This is a genomic window from Pseudomonas sp. TE3552 (assembly GCF_056278945.1).
The window spans coordinates 2,280,288-2,299,510 of sequence record NZ_JBWBQJ010000001.1; the positions used below are offsets into that span (position 1 = coordinate 2,280,288).

Genomic DNA, 19,223 nt, shown 5'->3' on the forward strand with positions numbered 1-19,223 from the left:
CCACAACATCAACTCAATGCAAATAGTCCTGGAGGCGGTAGTAAGCACCTACGAACGGCAAGAACCACGGTTTGCCGAAATGCCCGGGAATCGCCGGCCAGTCGAGTTCGCGCCAGGGGTTGGCCTCGACCTTGCCGGCCATCACCTCGGCCATGACCTGGCCCATGTGCACCGACATCTGCACCCCATGGCCGCTATAGCCCATGGAGTGATAAACCCCGCCGTGCTGACCGGCTCGAGGCAAACGGTCGGACGTCATGTCCACCAGTCCGCCCCAGCAGTAGTCGATCTTCACGTTGGCCAACTGCGGGAACATCTGCACCATCGCCGCTTGCAGCACCTTGCCGCTCTTGGCGTCGGACACACTGTCAGACATCGCAAACCGCGCGCGGCCGCCGAACAGCAAGCGGTTGTCCGGGGTCAGGCGAAAGTAGTTACCGATCATGCGGCTGGTGACATAGGCACGCCGACCGGGCAGCAGTTGATCGATCAGCCACTGCGGCAGCACCTCAGTGGCGATCACGAAACTGCCGACCGGCACGATGCGCCGCCGATACCAACCCAAACCGCCGTGCTGACAGGCGCCGGTCGCCAGCAACACTTGCCCGGCGTGCAGCGAACCCTTGGCGGTGTTGACCCGATAGCCGCCGGCCTGGGCTTTCCAGTCCGTCACTGGCGTGCCTTGATGGATCAACGCGCCGTGACGTGCCGCCGCCTCGGCCAACCCGACACCGAAACGCCCGACGTGCATCTGCACGCCATTGCGCTGCAGCAAGCCGCCATGGAACTGGGCCGAATTCACTTCAGCGCGGGTCTGTTCGGCGGACAGCAACTCGACCTCGGCATCGACTTCCCGGCGAATCAGTTCGCAGGTACGCGCCAGGCCTTCGTAATGCATCGGCTTGGCCGCCAGTTTGAGCTTGCCGTTGCGCTTGAGGTCGCAGGTGATCTGCTCCTGCTCCACCAGCGACACCACGCTGTGCACCGCGCTTTCATAGGCCTGGTAATAAGCGCGGGCCTTGTCGGCACCGAGGCTGGCGCTCAGCCCGGCGTAGTCCTGCGCAACGCCGGTATTGCACTGGCCGCCGTTGCGCCCGGAGGCTTCGCCGATCACCCTTCCAGCTTCCAGCACCACCACACTGGCGCCCTTTAGCGCCAATGCCCGAGCCGCCGCCAGGCCGGTGAAACCACCACCGACGATGGCCACGTCGACCTGCCCGGGCAACGCACCGGGCTGGGCACCGGTAAACGCCGGTGCGGTGTCGAGCCAGTAGGATTCACTGCCCATGTCTAACCCGCCTATGCCAAATGAAGAATGCCGTTACCGTTCGACTCAGAGACCGACCAGCGCCGCCAGCCCACCGATGTCGGTGATCTGCTGGTAGCCGTAGAAGGCATTGGCCGGAACTTCGTGACCACGGGCGACAAAGGCCTTGTTCTTGATCTTCATGTCGTGGGCCGGCATCAGGTCGTAACGGAAACTGGAGGACACATGCAAGATGTCTTCCGGGCCGCAATTGAGGTTGTCGAGCATGTACTCGAACGCCGCCAGACGCGGCTTGTAGGCCCGGGCCTGTTCGGCGGTGAAGACCTTGTGAAACGGTGCGCCGAGCTTGTCGACGTTGGACATGATCTGGCTGTTGCTGGCGTTGGAGAAAATCACCAGAGGGATCTTGTCGGCGATTTTCGACAGGCCGGCTGGCACGTCCGGGTGTGGACCCCAGGTCGGTACGGCGTCGTAATACAGCTGACCTTCGCCACGGTATTCGATGCCCCAACGCTTGCAGGTCCGCGCCAGTGCGGTCTTGAGAATTTCATCATATGGCCTCCAGTCACCCATCACCTGATCCAGGCGGTAGGCGGAGAAATCCTTGACGAACTGATCCATCTGCTCGGGTACCACGCGATCGGCGAACAGTTCGCGAGTCATCGTGCCCATGTGGAAATTGGTCAGCGTACCGTAGCAGTCGAACGTAATGAATTTGGGGCGAAGAAAGCTCATTGTGTGCGGTCCTGAAGTTCGTTGAGGTCATGGCGCGACAGGTATTCGCTGCGTTTCGCAAGCGACGATGCAACGCTGCAGCACACCGTTATTACAACACCGTGAAATCAGCAGATGGCGTTAAAAGCGACCTCTGCTTGATACAAACCACCGTTTTAGCCACCCCCCTCAGCAGACTTTGCGGCTCGCTCCAGCCTTGGGCAAACCCCGTATTTATGCGCTCTTATGGACCTTCATGGCTACTTGAGGCTCAAGAACGCCCCCATTCACGGCAGAACCTGCGCCGGGCTGAACGAAAACGGGCGCTTCTCTAAGGAAGCGCCCGTTTGGGTGCGGTTTGAAACCTGTCGACGATCTGCGGTCAGCGGATCCCTGTGGCGAGGGGGCTTGCCCCCGTTCGGCTGCGAAGCAGTCGCAAAACCGGCTGACGCGTTCTACCAGAAGGATTGTGGTCGTTGGTTTTGGGGGGGCTTCGCCCCCCAGCGGGAGCAAGCTCCCTCACCACAGGTGTTAGGGGGCGGACATTAGCCAGCGATATCGATCAGCACACTCTTGAAGCGCAAATTCGCTTCGAACGCTTCGCGCCCCAGGTCCTTGCCGATGCCGGAGCGTTTGTAGCCGCCGGTCGGCAGGATGTAGTCGTTGCTGCGGCCGTAACGGTTGACCCACACCGTGCCCGCCTCCAGCCGCCGGACCAGTCGCAAGGCACGGTTGATGTCGGCGGTGTGCACGCCCGCCGCCAGGCCGTAGGTGGCGTGCGCGGCCAGGCTCAATGCCTGTTCTTCGTCATCGAAGGCCTGCACCGTCAGCACCGGGCCGAAAATCTCTTCACAGACCGCCGGGTTCTGGTTGTCCAGACCGGCCAACAAAGTCGGCTGGTAATAAGCACCGCCCAGCCCATCGAACAAACCACCGCCGGTCAACACTTCGGCCCCGGCCTGGCGCGAACGCTGGACGATGCCATCGATGCGGCTGGCCTGCAGCCGGGAAATGATCGGCGACAGCGTGCTCTCGGACGACCAGGTCGGCCCCGGGCGCAGCTCTTCGAAATACGCCTGCAAGTGCGCAATGAACGGTTCCATGATCGAGCGTTCAATCAACAACCGCGAACCGGACACGCACACCTGCCCGGCATTGCCGGTGATGGCCAGCGCCACGGTGCGCGCAGTCTTCGCGATGTCCGGGACGTCGGCGAACACCAGTTGCGGGCTCTTGCCGCCCAGCTCCAGCGTCACCGGTTTGGGCCCCACCAGTGCACAGGTGGACATGATGCTTGAGCCGGTCGCCGTGGAGCCGGTAAAGGTCACCTTGCCCACGCGCGGATGACGGCACAAGGCATCGCCAGTGATGCGACCATCGCCCTGGACCACGTTGAAAATCCCCGCAGGAATACCCGCCTGCACCGCCAGCTCGGCAAAACGCAGGCTGGAAAACGGTGTCAGCTCCGATGGCTTGAGCACTACGGCATTGCCGGCGGCCAGCGCCGGGGCAACCTTCCACGACGCCATGCTCAAGGGAAAATTCCACGGCGCGATGGCCGCAATCACGCCATACGGTTCGGCGATCTGCATGCCCAGCCGATCAGTCTGAGTCGCCGCGACATGCCCGCCGTGCTTGTCCGCCAGTTCGGCAAAGAAGCGAATACCTTCCGCCACGTAGGGAATATCCCAGGCGATCACATCTTTATGCGGACGGGTCGAGCCCACGGCTTCCAGCGGCGCCAGGACAGCAGCATCGGCCTCGATCAGATCGGCCCAGCGACGCATGACCCGCGCCCGTTCCCGGGGTGGACGGCTGGCCCAGTCGCTGCGGTTGAATGCCTGCCAGGCATCGTTGACCGCTTCATCCACCAGGTCCGCATCGGCAATCGGCAACTGGGCATAGGCCTGGCCGTCCGAAGGGCGGACCACCTCCAGCCCCGGTTGAGCGTCGCGGTATTGACCGGCAATAAAGTGAGCGCTGCGCACAGCGATAAGGCGGGGATCGAAGCTATCCATGGAGCACTCCAGAAAGGGACGGCGAGTCGTGAGCTCAGGCCTCCATCGTAGAAAAAAAGCCCAAGCATTTGCTGCCGACCTTATGGGGCAATTAAGTAGTAAGTGTGGTCTGCAGGCCTTTGATGTGAGGAATCTGCCGAATCTATACGGCCCCCTTGTCAGGCCTTCACGCAGATGGGATACAGGCATCCTCGCGCCGGAAAACCGGTTGATCGCGCACACTGTAAAACGGAGACTTGCCATGTCCGCCTCGCACCCTTCCACTTATGTCTATCGGCCGATGACCGCCGCCGACCTGCCTTCGGCCCATGCCTTGTCTGTTGAGTTGAAGTGGCCTCATCGCCTGGAAGACTGGGCGATGTTGCAGCGGGTCAGCGAAGGCTTTGTAGTGCTCGATGGCGAGCGACTGATCGGCACCGCGTTCGCCTGTCGGCAAGGCGATTTCGCCACCATCGGCCTGGTGATTGTCAGTGACGACTATCAGGGCAAGGGGATTGGTCGTCGATTGATGGAGTACGCGCTGGAGGCTTGCCAGTCATGCACGCCGATGCTCAATGCGACCCTCGCCGGCGCACCGCTTTACGCCAGCCAGGAGTTTGTCGAGTTCGGCCGGATTCAGCAGCATCAAGGCCCGGCGCAGGCACCCGTGCTTGAACCGCTGGCGGACGGTGAAGAATGTCGCCCGCTGCGCGCAGCCGATCAGGCGCGTCAACTGGAACTGGCCAACGCCGGCAGCGGGCTGGACCGGCAAGCGGTGCTCTCGGATTTGTTCAAGGTGGTCGAGCATTCGGTGGGCATCGAGCGCGACGGTCAATTGCGTGCCTTCGCCCTGCTGCGCCCCTTCGGTCGGGGTCGTTGCCTCGGCCCGGTCATCGCCGAAACTCCTGAGCAGGCCAAACACCTGATCGCCGTGTTGTTGGCCCAGGTGCCGGACGCCTTCGTGCGGATCGACATTCCGGCGGACAGTGGCTTGGGCGAATGGCTGGAGCTGGCCGGCCTCAAGCAGGTCGACACCGTGGCACAAATGGCACGCGGCACACCGCCGCAAGCGGTCAACGGCGTCCGCCAATTTGCCCTCGTCACCCAAGCCATTGGTTGACCCCGGCGCGCGATGAAACAAGCGCCATCCAACACCTTCTATCCCCCATTTGCAGGGAGCGTCACCCGTATGTCTCAACCTACCGTTCTGCTGTTGGCTCGCGCCGATGGCAGCCGTGTTTCTACGTCTTTCAAGGCAGCGCCCTTGAGTTCCATCGATCCGTTCATGGACTGTCGTCAGATCGCCTACATCGGACCCGACGGCGTATCGGCGGGCATTGTTCATACGAGCGAAGCCTTCGATATCGATGACTTTCCGCACACCGAAGTGATCGTGGTTCATGCCGGGCACGTTGTGCTGCAATCTCCGGAGCAGACGCTGGAACTGGGGATCGGTGCGAGTGCCGTGATCGGTCGTGGTACGGCACTCAAGTTTCAGGCACAACCCGATACGTGCTGGGCCTTCTGCGCCGTCACCAGCCCCAGCGCCGTACCGACACCGGGGCTGACAGCGCTCGATCCTTTGGCGATGCTGTCCCCTTCGGCGGCACCGGAACCGCAAATACTGATCGGACCCACGCCGCAATGCCGCTCGCGCAATGCCTTCGAAGACGACACGACTAATCTGCGCGTGGGTGTCTGGGATTCGACGCCGTACGCCCGCCATGGTCGGCCACACAAACTCAACGAGCTGATGCATCTGCTTGAAGGCAGTGTGAGCTTGCAAGCGCCCGACGGGAGCAGCGTAACGGTCAATCCCGGAGACACCGTGTTCGTGCCGCAAGGGGCACCTTGCGCCTGGAACAGTGCGCGGTATGTGCGCAAGGTATACGCCGTTAAATAGCGCTAATTCCTATGCAAGACACAAGCGGGTTTGCTCGCGAAGGCGGTGCTGAATGTTATGGCCTGCTCGCGATGAGGCCGGCCCATTCAGCACAAAACCCGCGATGTCCTTCGGTGTTCCGCCGAATGGGGACACCGAAGGGCAGCTCTGAAAATCAGAGATATTTAAGAATCGCGATGTCGCGACGGCGCTGTTTGAGGTTGGCGAACCAACGCGTCGGGAAGAACAGCAACACCCCGAGAATCACGCTCCACAGCCAGACCATGGGCAGGTCATCGAAGCCGTAATAGGTGCCCTGATTGGCGCCCCAGATCGCGACCGCCACCAGGTACATGGCCTTGAGTACGTACAGGTGCAGCAAATAGAAGAACATCGGCGCCCCGCCGTAGATCGCCAGGGTCGCGGTGGACCAGCGATCCTGAGCCTTCTCGAACAACGCCAGAAGGATCAGCCCCAGGCCGAGGGTCGGCATCAGGAACATCAGCGACGGCGGGTACTTCTTCGCGCTCATGAAGCTCATGAAGGTGCGCAGCGAGTCACCGGTTTGCACCCACGGTTTCTCGCCGTAAACGTTCAGGTAACGGATGAACACGAACGCCACCAGCAGGCCGACGCCGACTTTCAGCAACCGGGAAATCCGCTCGGCCGGTTCCATGTCCTTGCCGAACCATGGCCCGATGGCCCAACCCAACAGGATCACCCCGATCCACGGCAACACCGGATAGGTGGTGCGAGCCCGGGTGAATTCGGTGATGTCGATGAACACCCGCTGATGCAGGATCGACCACGGTACGAAGAACGGCGACTCAGGCCCCACGGTCACACCATCGAGCAGGTTGTGCCCGGCGACAATCGCCACCCCGAGCACGATCAGCCAACCACGCTTGAAGTGCAGCAACCCGGCGAGCACGATCATGCAGATGCCGATGCACCAGATCACCTGCAGCCACAACGTCTTGGGCGGGAACTCGGCGTTCCAGGCAAAGCACACGAACGTGAGTTCCAGAAACACCAGGAACAGACCGCGCTTGAGCAGAAACACCGACGTCTCGCTGGCCGTGTGTTTCTGGCTGTAGAGCCAGGCCGACAAACCGGTGAGGAAGATGAACACCGGGGCGCAGATCTCGCTGAGCATGCGGGTGAAGTACAAGTCCGGCGTGACACTCAGCGCATCGATCGGGTCGGTGACCTGGCGGTGCAGCAAAAAGGTTTCCCGCACGTGGTCGATAAGCATCAAAAGCATGACGAAGCCGCGCAGGGCATCGATGGCCAGCATCCGGGTGTTGGTTTTTACAGCACTGGTGGCAAGCGCAGGGGAAACACTTCCCGCCTGCCCTGCCACACCTGTAGATAGGGTCATATCAGTCACTCATGTCGTGGTCAGTGGACTACCGCTGGCTCAGCCCTGTTTTTTCAGCCTGGCAATTTCCGATGCCGGCAGCTGCGACGGCGCCCGCGGCAAGGGTACCTGACCTTCCTTTCGATAGAACGACAGCGTCGAACTGAAGCTCTTCACGTCAAAGGGCTCGGCCTGGCCCTGCGGGTTAACGCGCTCACCAGAGACGTGGTCCTTGTATTCGACTGCCACCACATAGGTGCCCTGCCAGGGCAGCTCGAAACTGACCCTGCCCCCCTCATCGGTGCGTCGGGTAAACACTTCACCGGAACCGGTTTCCAGCACCACGTCCTGATCGGCCAGGGGCTTTTTCGCATAGAACACCTGGAACTGCGCCTTGCCTGCATCAGCGCCCCCCGTGGGCACGATATCCAGGGTCAGTTCCGGGGTGCGGGCGCGCAAGTCACCGACCCAACGGGTGGCGGGCGTCCAGTAGGCCTTCAGGGTTTTATCGCCTTCGTGAAGGTCGAAGATCGGGTAATGCGCGTCCTGGGCCAGCAGCGAGTCATCCGCGCTGGTTTGATGCGCCACCGCAAACGCCTGGCGCTGCAAGGTCAGGCTCAACGGTTGGGACTTGTTGCTGATCGACCAACCCTTGAGTTGCCGGAACCGGTCCATCCCGCCCGGGGTGACTTCCAGCATGTTCTTGTCATATTCGCCGTAGTACAACGCCAGGGGTTGTCCCGGTGGCTGCTCATACCAGATTTGATGCGCCTCGCTGCTGCTTGCCAGCATGAAGACGCCGTAACCCAACAGTGCTTTTTTTGCGTTGCTCATTCGCATTTTTTTTGCGCTCCGATTGGTGTTGTTCCGTGGATCGTCGCAGCCCTGCAACGATCTGCCCCTCTCTCTGAACGCATTACAACGCAGGCAATTTTGCGCTTCGTCCCGAATTCATTGCTCATTACGCAAATGAAGACTTTTTTTGCCGCCTAAACAGCTCTTTATGCGGCCTGCGCCAGCGTGAAGCGCGCAGAGAGACTCTGCGCCCCCCATGTCCAATCGAGGTGCATGAGGAACCTGTGGGAGCGGCATCAGCCCGTCGCGCGCCTTTAAAAAAGGCGCGGCAGGCTGTAAGGGCATGGAGTGGACGACGGATGTGTTCGCGGAGTCAGTTTCAGTGACGCAGTAATTTGCGCAGCGGCACGCCGTCCTTGAGCACGGGTGATTTGATGACGATGTAGCTGAAGTATTTGGAGATGCCGATGTTCTTGTCCAACAAGCTTTCGATCACTTCCTGATAATGCTGGATGCTGCGGGTCATGAAGCGCACCAGGTAATCGTAGCCGCCGCTGATCAGGTGGCATTCGAGCACTTCATCGACCAGGCGGATATTGGATTCGAACTTGGCGAAGTCTTCGCGCTTGTGGTCGCTCAAGGTGATTTCGGTGAATACCGTGACCGAGTCGGTGATCTTGGCCAGGTTCAGGTGGGCCTTGTAACTGGAAATATACCCGGCCGACTCAAGCCGCTTGACCCGCTGCAGGCAGGGGCTGGCCGACAGGCCCACGGCATCGGCCAGGCTGACGTTGGTCATGCGCCCGTCCTTTTGCAGCTCAACCAGAATGCTGATGTCGATCCGGTCCAGTTTTACTAAACCTTCCATTGCGTACCTCTTGACTGCCGTTTGTAAGACAATCTTCTAGCAAAATCAGCGCCGTAAAGACAGCTGATGCTGAGCCACCAGATCCGCCATGCTGTTGATGCAGTAGTCCGCCGCGCACGGCGTCGGATGTTTTCCCTGGCCGCGACAAATCAGGCAGACAGCGCCCGCCCCTTGTGGCCGGGCGCAAGGCCGGGTCACCTGGAGGATGGTGTTGGCATCCAGTTCATTGGCCGCCAGCCAATCCTGATCCCGCAGCGGATCGCTGGCCAGAGAAATAAAATCGTCGGGCATGATCCCCAGGCGCTCACACAGCAGGCCCCGATCCTCGGCATCGCGATCGCCGTGCACCAGCAGACGATAGAACTTGCGCAAGTACAACATGGCACCGGGTGCGTCCTCGAACAACGACCAGCCGGCCACCGACCGGGCAAAGCTCATGCCCTCCTCCCAAGTGGCTTTCAGCCCCCAGCGCTCGGCCAACTGACGGTGGGCGAAACACAGCAAGCCACTGAAACCCAGCTCGCCGAAGCGCGGGTACAGCGCGTGCACCACCTCACTGAACTCGGCCAGCACCTGCGTTTTGTCTGGGTAGCCGCCACGGCTGTCGAGCAACGGCTGCAACGCCGTCCAGACCCCGGAATCGCGATCCACCAGGACTTCATCGCAATCGATCAACAACGCTCGATAATCAGTCAGCCCCATGGTGTGTAAAGCCTCCGATGATGCATTCCATCAATCCATGCTCCATAAATGCTCACGGGCGATGCCGTGTGGCAGCGCCCCGAGCAGGCGTGAGCTCAGTTCAAGACTCGTGCCAGTGCTGCGTCGAGAATCTGCAGCGCCTCGTCGACCTGCGCTTCGCTGGTCACCAGCGGTGCGAGGAAACGCATCACGTTGCGGTACACGCCGCACTTGATCACCAGCAGGCCTCCGGCCCGGGCTTCGTCGATCAGCCGTTGGTTCAGGTCGGCATCCGGGGTGCGCGCGTCATCATCCTTGATCAGCTCGATCGCCAGCATGAAGCCGCTGCCGCGCACGTCGCCGATACGCGGGTAACGGGCCTGCAAGCGCAACAACCCTTCACGCAGGCGCTCGCCCAAGGCTTCGCCACGGGCCAGCAATTGTTCTTGTTCGTAAGCCTCGATCACCGCCAGCGCCGCCGCGCACGACAGCGCGTTACCACCATAAGTACCGCCGAGGCCACCGGGCAACGGTGCGTCCATGATCTCGGCTTTGCCCACTACACCGGACAGCGGCAAACCACCGGCCAGGCTCTTGGCTACGGTGACCAGATCCGGCTGGATGCCGGCGTGCTGGAAACCGAACCATTTGCCGGTGCGACCGAAACCGGTCTGGATTTCATCGAGGATCAGCACAATGCCGTGTTTTTCAGTCAGGGCACGCAGGGCCTGGAGAAACTCTGTCGGTGCCGAGAGGAAACCACCATCGCCCTGCACCGGTTCGATGATGATCGCCGCGACCCGCTCAGGCGCCACTTGAGTGGCCAGCAATTCGTCCAGCGCCTTGAGCGCCATGTCGCTGGTGACACCGCGATAGGCATTCGGATACGGCGTGTGGAAGACCTCTGGGGCGAACGGCCCGAAGTTCTGTTTATAGGGCTGGCTCATGCCGGTCAACGTGGTGCCGAGCAAGGTCCGGCCGTGGAACCCGCCGCGAAAGGCAATCACCGCCGAACGGTTGGTGTGGGCGCGGGCAATTTTCACCGCGTTTTCCACCGCTTCGGCGCCTGACGTAAAGAACGCTGCTTTATAAGATTCCTGGCCGCCGATCATTTCACACAGGCGCTGGGCCAGGTCGAGATACGGCTTGTAGGCCACCACCTGGAAGCAGGCGTGGGAAACCTTTTGCAACTGCGCCTGCACCGCCGCGACCACCTTCGGGTGGTTATGGCCGATGTTCAACACACCGATACCGCCGACAAAATCCAGGTAGCGCTTGCCGTCCACGTCCCACAATTCAGAGCCTTGGGCCCGATCGATCACCAGCGGATGCGCGGTAACCAGGCCACGTGGCACGAATTGATCGCGCTGACGGAGCAAATGAGGGGTTTGGTCGACTTTGCTATTCATGGCATTTCCCATCGTGAGTCCGGCAACCGGGAAGTGGTTGCGATGGTGTTCAGGTTAAGGCTTGCGCGAAACGAACTACGCCGAACTTGGCCCCTGAGAAATTCGGATCGACTGTTTTCACCCCGCCAAACGGCAGATTCCTTCAGCCCGCCGAATCTGCCGGTGCGTGGCCGATACAACGTCACTCAACGCGTTAAACCCGCTGCTTTCGACAGATCCTGCGCTGGCGTTGCGCGATGATGGGCAGCACCTTCACTTTTCAGGAAATGCCCATGGCCCTGCTATACAAAGCTGACCCTGTGCGCGGCGAACAGTGGCAAGCGCTGTTCGCCGAACACGCCCCGGATATCGAATGGCGCGCCTGGCCGGACATCGGCGACCCCACCGACATTCAGTACCTGGCCGCGTGGCAGGCACCCGACGATCTCCAGGCGCTGCTGCCCAATCTGCAAGTGCTGTTTGCCTTGTCTGCCGGCGTCGATCAACTGGACCTCAGTCGCCTGCCGGAAAGCTTGCCGGTGGTGCGCCTGCTGGACCCCGGCATCACCCGCGGCATGTGTGAATACGCCTGTTTTGCGGTACTCAGCCTGCACCGGGACATGCTGCGTTATCGCCAGCAGCAAATGGCCCGCTGCTGGCAAGCGCACCTGCTGCAACCGGCCGCCAGGCGTCGGGTCGGGGTCATGGGGCTCGGCGCTCAGGCCCGGCAGATTCTGGCGACCTTGCAACCGCTGGGCTTTGCCTTGTCAGGCTGGGCGCGCAGTGCCCATCACATTCCGGGGGTCGATTGCTATGCCGGCAACGCGCAACTGCCGGCGTTCCTCAGCCAGTGCGACATTCTGTTGTGTGTTTTGCCGTTGACCGAACAGACCCAGGGCATTCTTGATCGCAGCCTGTTTCAGCAACTGCCCAAGGGCGCGGCGCTGATCAACATGGGCCGTGGCGGGCATTTGATTGAAGAGGATCTGCTAGAGGCGTTGGACAACGGACATTTGAGCGGCGCGGTGCTGGATGTACTGCAGCAGGAACCTGCACCGGCGGACCATCCGTTCTGGCACCACCCGCAGATTCTGCTGACACCGCACATCGCGGCAATGACCCAGCCAGAAAGCGCCTTTGAGGTGTTGCTGGAGAATATTCGCCGACATCAACGGGGTGAGCCGATGTCGGGCGAGATCGATCGCACGCAGGGCTATTGATTACTTTTTGTGGCGAGCGAGCTTGCTCGCGCTGGGTTGCGTAGCAGCCCCAAAAATCTGCGGGGGCAGGCAGGTTTACCGCGTTATCGTTCTTCGCGGGCAAGCCTTGCCCCACAGGGGAACGCGTTCCAGTGTAGGAGCGAGGCTTGCCCGCGAAGAGGCCCTTACCGGCGCCCCATCACCCTCAGGCGATCACAATCGAGCTACCGGACAAACTGTCCAGCCCGACACCCACCAGGGTCACCGAATCACTGCCAAACGTCAGCAGCGTATCCTGCCCCACCGCCGTGGCATGAGCGCGGAAGTCGTCGTTTGGCGCAACGCCCTGGACCCCGAGGAACACCAGTTTGTCGTTGGCTTGATAACCCATCACCCGGTCCTGGCCAAACGCACCGCTGAACAGGAATGTATCGACTCCGCCCCCCGACTCCATCAGGTCATTACCGACCCCGCCGACAAACACGTCGTTGCCGGTGCTGCCGATCAAGTGGTCGTTGCCGTCCAGGCCAAACAACCAGTCGCCCGTTGCGTGGGCCTTGAGGGTATCGGCGCCGGTCGTGCCCTTCACGCTTGAGGCGTACTGGGTCAGGTTGCTGCCGTCCACAAGGCCATTGGCGGTGACGCTGTGGGTCACGTCATCCTTGAACACGCCCCAGAGAAACCCTGGCTCCTTGGTGACGATGCTGCCGATGTCGCGGGTGATGCTGATGCCGCCATTGGCGTCGCGCACGTACAGGTTGCCGGCGCCGTCATTGGCAAAGACGAAGTTCTTCACCGACTGCTGCAGGTCCAGCACGTTGCTGCCCTTGCCGCCCAACAGGATGTTGTAGCCACCGCCATCCCTGAAGGTGTCGTTACCGTCGCGGCCTTCCAGATAGTCGTTGCCCTTGCCGCCCTGGATCAGGTCATTGCCATCGCTGCCGATGATGAAGGTGCTGCCTTTGTGAGTTTCGGCGTTGCGGTTCAAGTCCTGGACCCAGGTGTTGGCTCGCGCCGGGTCCGAGAGGTTGGCGACGATGATGGTCGAATCCTTGCTGGTCAGGTCGTAGAACTTCGACTCCAGCACCCGGGTCATGCCGTCGCCATAACCGGTGGGCAAATGCGAGATCCAGGTGGGAATGTTGAGGATCGAATACGGCAGCACGTTCCACGCTGTCGAGGCGTAGTGGTCGTTGAAGCTGACGATGTTATCGGTCGTCGAATCCTTGGCGGCATCGTGCACGCCCACCGAGGACAGGTTGAACGAGGAGCCATCGAGGGCGCGGAACACCGGGTCGTTTTCATAACCGATGTTCAGCACCTTGTCGTTGCTGCTTTGGGTCGGCGAGGCGTAGGCGATGTAGTTGGAGTCCTGGTAGAACCCGGACCATTTGTTGCCGCTCAAGTCCGCCAGGCTATTGACCGCCAACCCGCCGAGGCTGTGGCCGCTGACCAGCACGTCCTTGCCCGACAGGCCATTGGCCTGGGCAAACGCCGCGACGTCGCCGAGCAAATTGCCAAAGGCTTCGCCCACGTAGTTTTTCGCATAATCCTTGGGCCCCAACGCCGCCAGCAGATCGTTTATCACATCACCGATGGAGTCGCCGATCTGGATTTCCCGCGGGCCACTGGTGCCGCGAAAGGCGATGCCGATTTCCGTGAGATGACCCTGGGCGTCGTACTTGCCGAGGATTTCGACTTGCGCGCTGGTGTAACCGTCCTTCTCGCCGAAGAAGGTTCCGCGAGCGTCGGTCTTGCCGTCATAGCCCAGTTGCGCGGCGGTGATCGGCGTCCAGCCAGCTTTTTGCACGGCCTCGAGCGCGGCCTTTTCCGAATCGGGGTTCCAGGGAATGCCGGGAATGACGCCCTGGGAGTCGGTGCCGCCGATCAGCGCGGTGACCAGGGTTGCCGGCAAGCCCAGGCCGAAGCCGTTTTGCTGGTAACCGGTGGCGAAACCGTTGTCGAGGTTGTGATAGGAATACAGCGTGATCGCCATGGCGTCGCTGAACAACGCCTTGGAGTCTGCCGTGCCGAAGTTTTTGTAGTCGTACACACCCATTGATATTGCCTCTCTCTTTGTTGGAATTGTCAGAGATAGCTCACAACCAGGACGCCTCACTGACGAGGCGCCCCGGAGCATTTAGTGCATGCAGCCTTTACGCGAAGGTAATTCCCGAAGCCGAGAGATTATCCAGACCCACGCCAACCAGCGTTACGGCGTAATCGCCAATCTTGAGCACAGTGTCGTTGCCGGCCTGTGAGGCGTGCTGCTTGTAGTCGTAGCCCTGCCCCGCGCCCTGGACGCCCATGAACACCAGTTTGTCGCTGCCCTGGTAGCCATTGATCGCGTCGAAGCCGAAGGCGCCGCTGAACAGGAAGGTGTTGTTGCCGCCCGAGGCCTGCATCACGTCATTGCCCGCGCCACCGACGAAGGTCACGTGGCTTTTGTCGCTGCGCAGCAGATCGTCGCCAGCGTGGCCGAACAGCCAATCGCCCTCCAGCGTCGCCGCCAGCGTGTTGCCGTAAGCGTCGCCATTGAGCGAGTGGTTGTAGTGGGTCAGTTCCGTGCCGTTGAGCAAACCGTTGGCGGTGACGCTGTAGGTGACGTCCTTACTGCCCCACCACGAGCCCGATTCCTTGCTCACCAGCGCGCCGATGTCGCGGGTCATGCTGATACCACCGTAGGCATCGCGCACATACAGTGTGCCGTCGCCGTCATTGGCAAAGCTGAAGTTCTGCAACGGTTTTTGCAGCTCGAAGGTGTTGCTGCCCTCGCCACCCAGCAGCAGGTTGTAGCCACCGTCATCGCGGAACCGGTCGTTACCGTCACGACCTTCGATGAAGTCGTTGCCCGCGCCGCCCTTGAGCCAGTCATTGCTGTCGGTGCCAATGATGAAGGTGCTGCCGGTGTGCGGCTCGCCGCTGCGGCCCAGGTCTTCGACCCAGGTGCTGCCTCGGGACGATTCCGACAGGTTGGACACGATCAGCGTCGAGTCCTTGTCGGTGAGGTCGTAGAAGCGCGAATCGATCACCCGGTTCAAGCCGTCGGCGTAACCCAACGAACTGTGGGCCGACCAGTTCAGCGGGTTGAGGATGCTGAAGGGCACCAGGTTCTGCGCGGTGGAGGCGTATTGGTCATTGAAGTTGACGATGTTGTTGGTCGCCGACTCCTGATGACCGTCGTGCTTGCCCAGCGAGCCACTGCTGAAGGTGGTGCCGTCGAGTACTCGGAACACCGGGTCGTTTTCGTAGCCGATATTCAGCACGTTGTTGCCGGTGGCACTTTGGGTCGGCGAGGCGAAGGCGATGTAGTTGGCGTCTTTGAAGAAACCGCCCCAGTTGTTTCCGCTCAACTCCGCCAGGCTGTTGACCCCTAACCCGCCAAGGCTATGCCCGCTGACCAAGACATCCTTGGCACTCAGGCCGTGGGCGATGGCAAACGCGGCGACGTCTTTGAGCAAAGTGTCGAAGGCGTTTTTCGCGTAGTTCGTCGCGTAATCCACCGGGCCGACTGCGGCCAGCAGATTGTTTTTCATGTCGCCGAAGGTGTCGCTGTAGCCCAGGCCACCGGTGCCACGGAAGGCGATACCGATGCCGATCAGCTTCCCTGCCCCATCGTATTTACCGAGCACTTCGGCTTCGGCGCTGGTGAAGCCGTCCTTCTCGCCATAGAAAGTGCCTTGCGCCCCGACTGTGCCCTGATAGCCCAGCGCTGCCGCGCCAATCGGCGCCCAAGCGGTCGCCGGCAGTGGCTGGCCGGTGGGCGTGTACGCGTAGAGCGTCAGCGCGATCGCGTCGCAGTACAACGCCTTGCCGGCCTCACTGCCGACATTTTTGTAATCAAACAGTCCCATGTTGTTGCTTCCTTTGCGTCAAATCAGAACTGCCAGTCCAGGGTCAGGCCCACGCCGTGGTCTTTTTCCCGGGAGCCGAGCAAGCCGTTGTAATCCAGGTTCAAACGGGTATCGCGGCCCAGCGCCAATCCGGCACGTGCACCGACCACCGCGGCATCGCGGTCCATGGACACGCTTTGCACGCTGAACGCGGTGTTGCCGTTGACGAAGGCCAAGTGGTCTTCGGAACGGGTGTTGCTCAGGTTGTGCTGCCAGCCGAGCGTGCCGGACAGTTCCAGCTGTTGCTGGTCGGACAACGCAATGGCTTTGCTCGCCCGCAAGCCAAGGGTCGAAAGCACCATGTCGCGGTTGTTTTCACCGCCCTTGAGCGCGGCGACGTCACCTTTTTCGCTGAAGCTTTCAGTGTTCAAGTGCACGTAAGCCAGATTGACGAACGGCTCCAGAGCGATCGGTTGCAGGTCCAGGCGATACGCCGCTTCGGTGAACAGTTGCACGGAGGTCGCATCGCGTTTGGATTTCTGCTTGCCGCTGACGTCACCGAATTGCAGGTCGCGTTTGACGTCGATGCGATGCCAGCTGTAAGCGCCACCGACGCTCAGGCGCAGCGCGTCGATTTCATGGCCCAGGTACGCACCCAAGTGGTAGCTGTCGACCGAGGCCGACGAATGTGTGCCATCGCCCATGCTCAACGAGCTGTCGCTATAACCGGTGACGAAACCCAGTCGCGTATCTTCAGTGATCAAGCCATCGACACCGGCCAGCAGCCCGCCAATGGAGCTGTTGGAACTGGCGTTGTCATGCCCGCCATCGCTCTTGCCCCAGGCGCCAAGCACTTTGAGCCAGACGTTGCTGCGGTCATCGGTCGGTGCGCCGGCGTCGAACAGATCACGCTCGCGCAAACGCTCGCCGACTGCATCGCGCAGGTAGCGACTGTCGTTGATCAGCAGCGTGCCGATCGCCGGATGAATCTCACCGGAGAGTTGCTGGAACGCTTGTTGCGCGACAGCGGCGGTCGGCGACAGCAGCAGCGCTTCATAGAGTGGATTGCCCGCGCCCAATTGCTCGGCGGCAGCCGCTACGGCGCGCTGGTTCGGAGTCTGACCGGCGCTGGTGAACGATGTCGCGTTACGCACGACGGCCAGTTGAATGCCGCCCGCCGAATAGTCGAGGGTGCCGCCGAGGAACAGGTAATCCGGCATCACCGCACCGAAGCGCCCTTCGATTCCGCCGGCCGCTTGCAGGATGTTGTACTGAGTGCCGAGCAGGGTTTTCGCTTCGCCGGTGGTCAGCAGCGTCGGGCTGTTTTCCAGCGACAGGCTGACCGTTGCGCCGTCAATGATCGCCTTGCCACCGGCGATGATCTGGTCGCTGCTGGTGGGTGACAGCTCTACGGCGTAGGTCGACCCCGGCGCAAACGTCACATCGCCACTGACGTGCAACGTACCAATGGAATTACCGGGCGCCACGGTGCCGCCGGCATTGGCGGTCACGGCGGCGATTCGTCCGTTACCGCCGAGGGTGCCGCTGGCATTGACCGTCACCGCCGATGTCAGTGAACCGTTCACCGCCAGTAAACCGCCGTTGACTATGGTCCGGCCGCGATAAGTGTTGTCGCCCGTGAGCATCAACCGACCGGCACCGGACTTGATCAGGCTGCCTTCGTACACCCGGTTGGCGGCGGCAAAGTCGCGAGCCATGCCTACCGCGTAATCGGTTTGATCCTGCTGACTGGCACCGGCCGCGATACCGTTTTCCCAGCCCTTGTCCTGCAACGTCTGTTGCCAGGCGCTGCGTTCGGCGGCGTCTTCGGATTGACGCTGAATCAGCGCCTTGTCCGAGATGTCATTGCTCCAGACATCGCTTTGCCCGGCCGCCAGATTGGCGTCGAACGCTCCGAGCAATTGCCCTGGCCCGCGCATCGCCCGTTCAAGGTTGGCCACGCCCCAACCGATGCGCGTGCCCGGTGCCTCGGTGATCGAACCGTCGAGCTGGGTCGCGGTGGTCAGCAAAACTTCCAGCGCCTGCTGATTGTTCATGTACGGATAGCGTTCCATCACCAGCGCCAGTGCCCCGGTGGCATGCGGCGCGGCCATGGAAGTGCCGGATTTGATCGCGTAACCGCCGCCGGGAATGGTGCTGTCGACCTTCGCGCCCGGCGTGGTAATGCACCAATACTTGGCGATCCCGCACTGGTTGTATTTCTGCTGGTTGCTCTGATCCAGCCCCGACACCGCCAGCCAGTGACCTTCCAGGTCGGGTTGAAAATACGGCAAGGCCGAACGCACGCTGGCATTCGGGTAACCGCTGTTGCCGGCGCTGAACACGTTGATCACGCCACGGCGCGAAACGTCGGCGGCGGCATCGAGCCAGGTGCCTTGGTTCCAGTGCTGGGCGTAGGCGGCGTGCAGGTCGTCGAGGGTCCGGTAGCTGACGTCCTTCGGCTGGCTGCCCCAACTGTTGTTGATCGCGCGTACACCCGCATCCGCCAGGGCGTCATAGACCGCTTTGAAATAGCGCGGGTCGGGGTTGGGGCCGAACAGGAAACTGTCGTTCTTGTTGGTGTTGCCGACGTAGATTTGCGCGTTGTACGCCACGCCGTGCATGCCGGTGCCATCCCGGGAAGCGCCCATGGTGCCGGTGACGTGGGTGCCGTGGGAGTCGTTGTTGGTGTTGAGCGTGCCGTCGACGTTGAACACCGAGCCGTCGACATAGCTACCGCTGGCCGTCACCGCGTGATAACGGTCGGCGGCAAATTCGGGATGGCTGGAGTCGAAACCGGAATCCAGTGCGCCGATTTTCACGCCTTTGCCGGTGATGCCGGCGGCATAGGCTTGGTCGGCCTGCATGCGCGCCAGGCCCCAATCGCGCTGGAACTCCGCCGAACGCCAACTGGCGGGGTCACCAAGGGTGCCGGTTTCCAGGTACAGCGCCTGGGCCAGGCCGGGCGCTGATGAAATCACGAGCAATAGCGTGCCGACCGACATCGGCTTGATCTGTACGTCCATGTGCATGACATCTCGCTTTCTTGGCGTTTTTAGAGTTGTAGTCCCCAGTCCTGGGGCGGCGTTTCTGTGTTTCTGTGTTTCTGTGTTTCTGTGTTTCTGTGTTTCTGTGTTTCTGTGTTTCTGTGTTTCTGTGGCGAGGGAGCTTGCTCCCGTTCGGTTGCGCAGCAACCGCCATTGGGCCTGCTTCGCAGTCCAGCGGGAGCAAGCTCCCTC

The 19,223-nt window shown here is 61.4% G+C and carries 14 protein-coding genes; 3 read left to right on the forward strand and 11 right to left on the reverse strand.

Annotation, left to right across the window (positions count from 1 at the left end):
* Positions 1 to 13: 13 nt before the first annotated feature.
* From ACZ9BB_RS10120 to ACZ9BB_RS10130, 3 genes are all read right to left on the reverse strand, one after another.
* On the reverse strand, positions 14 to 1,288 hold the full coding sequence (locus tag ACZ9BB_RS10120; RefSeq protein WP_476213642.1) for an NAD(P)/FAD-dependent oxidoreductase: 1,275 nt from the start codon (positions 1,286 to 1,288) through the stop codon (positions 14 to 16).
* A gap of 45 nt (positions 1,289 to 1,333) precedes the next feature.
* Positions 1,334 to 2,002, reverse strand: a complete 669-nt coding sequence (locus tag ACZ9BB_RS10125; protein ID WP_476213643.1) for a haloacid dehalogenase type II — start codon at positions 2,000 to 2,002, stop codon at positions 1,334 to 1,336.
* Positions 2,003 to 2,526: 524 nt separating this feature from the next.
* Positions 2,527 to 3,999 (reverse strand): aldehyde dehydrogenase family protein, encoded by a 1,473-nt coding sequence (locus ACZ9BB_RS10130; protein ID WP_476213644.1) that lies wholly within the window; start codon positions 3,997 to 3,999, stop codon positions 2,527 to 2,529.
* A 241-nt stretch (positions 4,000 to 4,240) separates the two neighbouring features.
* Here ACZ9BB_RS10130 and ACZ9BB_RS10135 point away from each other — a divergent pair, with 241 nt between their 5' ends.
* Positions 4,241 to 5,098: a GNAT family N-acetyltransferase gene (locus tag ACZ9BB_RS10135; RefSeq protein ID WP_476213645.1), complete on the forward strand. Its 858-nt coding sequence runs from the start codon at positions 4,241 to 4,243 to the stop codon at positions 5,096 to 5,098.
* Between the two features lie 69 nt (positions 5,099 to 5,167).
* Positions 5,168 to 5,881, forward strand: coding sequence for a cupin domain-containing protein (locus ACZ9BB_RS10140; RefSeq protein WP_476213646.1), 714 nt, complete (start codon positions 5,168 to 5,170; stop codon positions 5,879 to 5,881).
* 154 nt (positions 5,882 to 6,035) lie between these two features.
* Here the strand turns inward: ACZ9BB_RS10140 and ACZ9BB_RS10145 are convergent, their stop codons facing one another.
* The 5 genes from ACZ9BB_RS10145 to gabT form a co-directional block, all read right to left on the reverse strand.
* Positions 6,036 to 7,241 (reverse strand): acetyltransferase domain-containing protein, encoded by a 1,206-nt coding sequence (locus tag ACZ9BB_RS10145; RefSeq protein ID WP_476213647.1) that lies wholly within the window; start codon positions 7,239 to 7,241, stop codon positions 6,036 to 6,038.
* 39 nt (positions 7,242 to 7,280) lie between these two features.
* Positions 7,281 to 8,054 carry a DUF4198 domain-containing protein gene (locus ACZ9BB_RS10150; RefSeq protein WP_476213648.1) on the reverse strand — a complete coding sequence of 258 codons (774 nt, stop codon included), beginning with the start codon at positions 8,052 to 8,054 and terminating at the stop codon, positions 7,281 to 7,283.
* 340 nt (positions 8,055 to 8,394) lie between these two features.
* The gene (locus ACZ9BB_RS10155; RefSeq protein WP_008055821.1) at positions 8,395 to 8,883 is read right to left on the reverse strand and encodes an Lrp/AsnC family transcriptional regulator; all 489 of its coding nucleotides are present in this window, start codon (positions 8,881 to 8,883) and stop codon (positions 8,395 to 8,397) included.
* A gap of 45 nt (positions 8,884 to 8,928) precedes the next feature.
* Positions 8,929 to 9,585 (reverse strand): HAD family hydrolase, encoded by a 657-nt coding sequence (locus ACZ9BB_RS10160; RefSeq protein ID WP_476213649.1) that lies wholly within the window; start codon positions 9,583 to 9,585, stop codon positions 8,929 to 8,931.
* Between the two features lie 95 nt (positions 9,586 to 9,680).
* The gene (gene gabT / locus ACZ9BB_RS10165) at positions 9,681 to 10,973 is read right to left on the reverse strand and encodes a 4-aminobutyrate--2-oxoglutarate transaminase (RefSeq protein WP_476213650.1); all 1,293 of its coding nucleotides are present in this window, start codon (positions 10,971 to 10,973) and stop codon (positions 9,681 to 9,683) included.
* A gap of 272 nt (positions 10,974 to 11,245) precedes the next feature.
* On the opposite strand from gabT, the gene ACZ9BB_RS10170 reads away from it, so the two are divergent.
* Positions 11,246 to 12,172, forward strand: a complete 927-nt coding sequence (locus tag ACZ9BB_RS10170; protein WP_476213651.1) for a 2-hydroxyacid dehydrogenase — start codon at positions 11,246 to 11,248, stop codon at positions 12,170 to 12,172.
* 184 nt (positions 12,173 to 12,356) lie between these two features.
* On the opposite strand, the gene ACZ9BB_RS10175 is transcribed toward ACZ9BB_RS10170, so the two are convergent.
* From ACZ9BB_RS10175 to eprS, 3 genes are all read right to left on the reverse strand, one after another.
* Positions 12,357 to 14,210, reverse strand: coding sequence for a polyurethane esterase (locus tag ACZ9BB_RS10175; protein ID WP_476213652.1), 1,854 nt, complete (start codon positions 14,208 to 14,210; stop codon positions 12,357 to 12,359).
* Between the two features lie 97 nt (positions 14,211 to 14,307).
* Positions 14,308 to 16,005, reverse strand: a complete 1,698-nt coding sequence (locus ACZ9BB_RS10180; protein WP_476213653.1) for a polyurethane esterase — start codon at positions 16,003 to 16,005, stop codon at positions 14,308 to 14,310.
* Between the two features lie 23 nt (positions 16,006 to 16,028).
* Positions 16,029 to 19,010 (reverse strand): autotransporter serine peptidase EprS, encoded by a 2,982-nt coding sequence (eprS, locus tag ACZ9BB_RS10185; protein ID WP_476218262.1) that lies wholly within the window; start codon positions 19,008 to 19,010, stop codon positions 16,029 to 16,031.
* Positions 19,011 to 19,223: the final 213 nt, after the last annotated feature.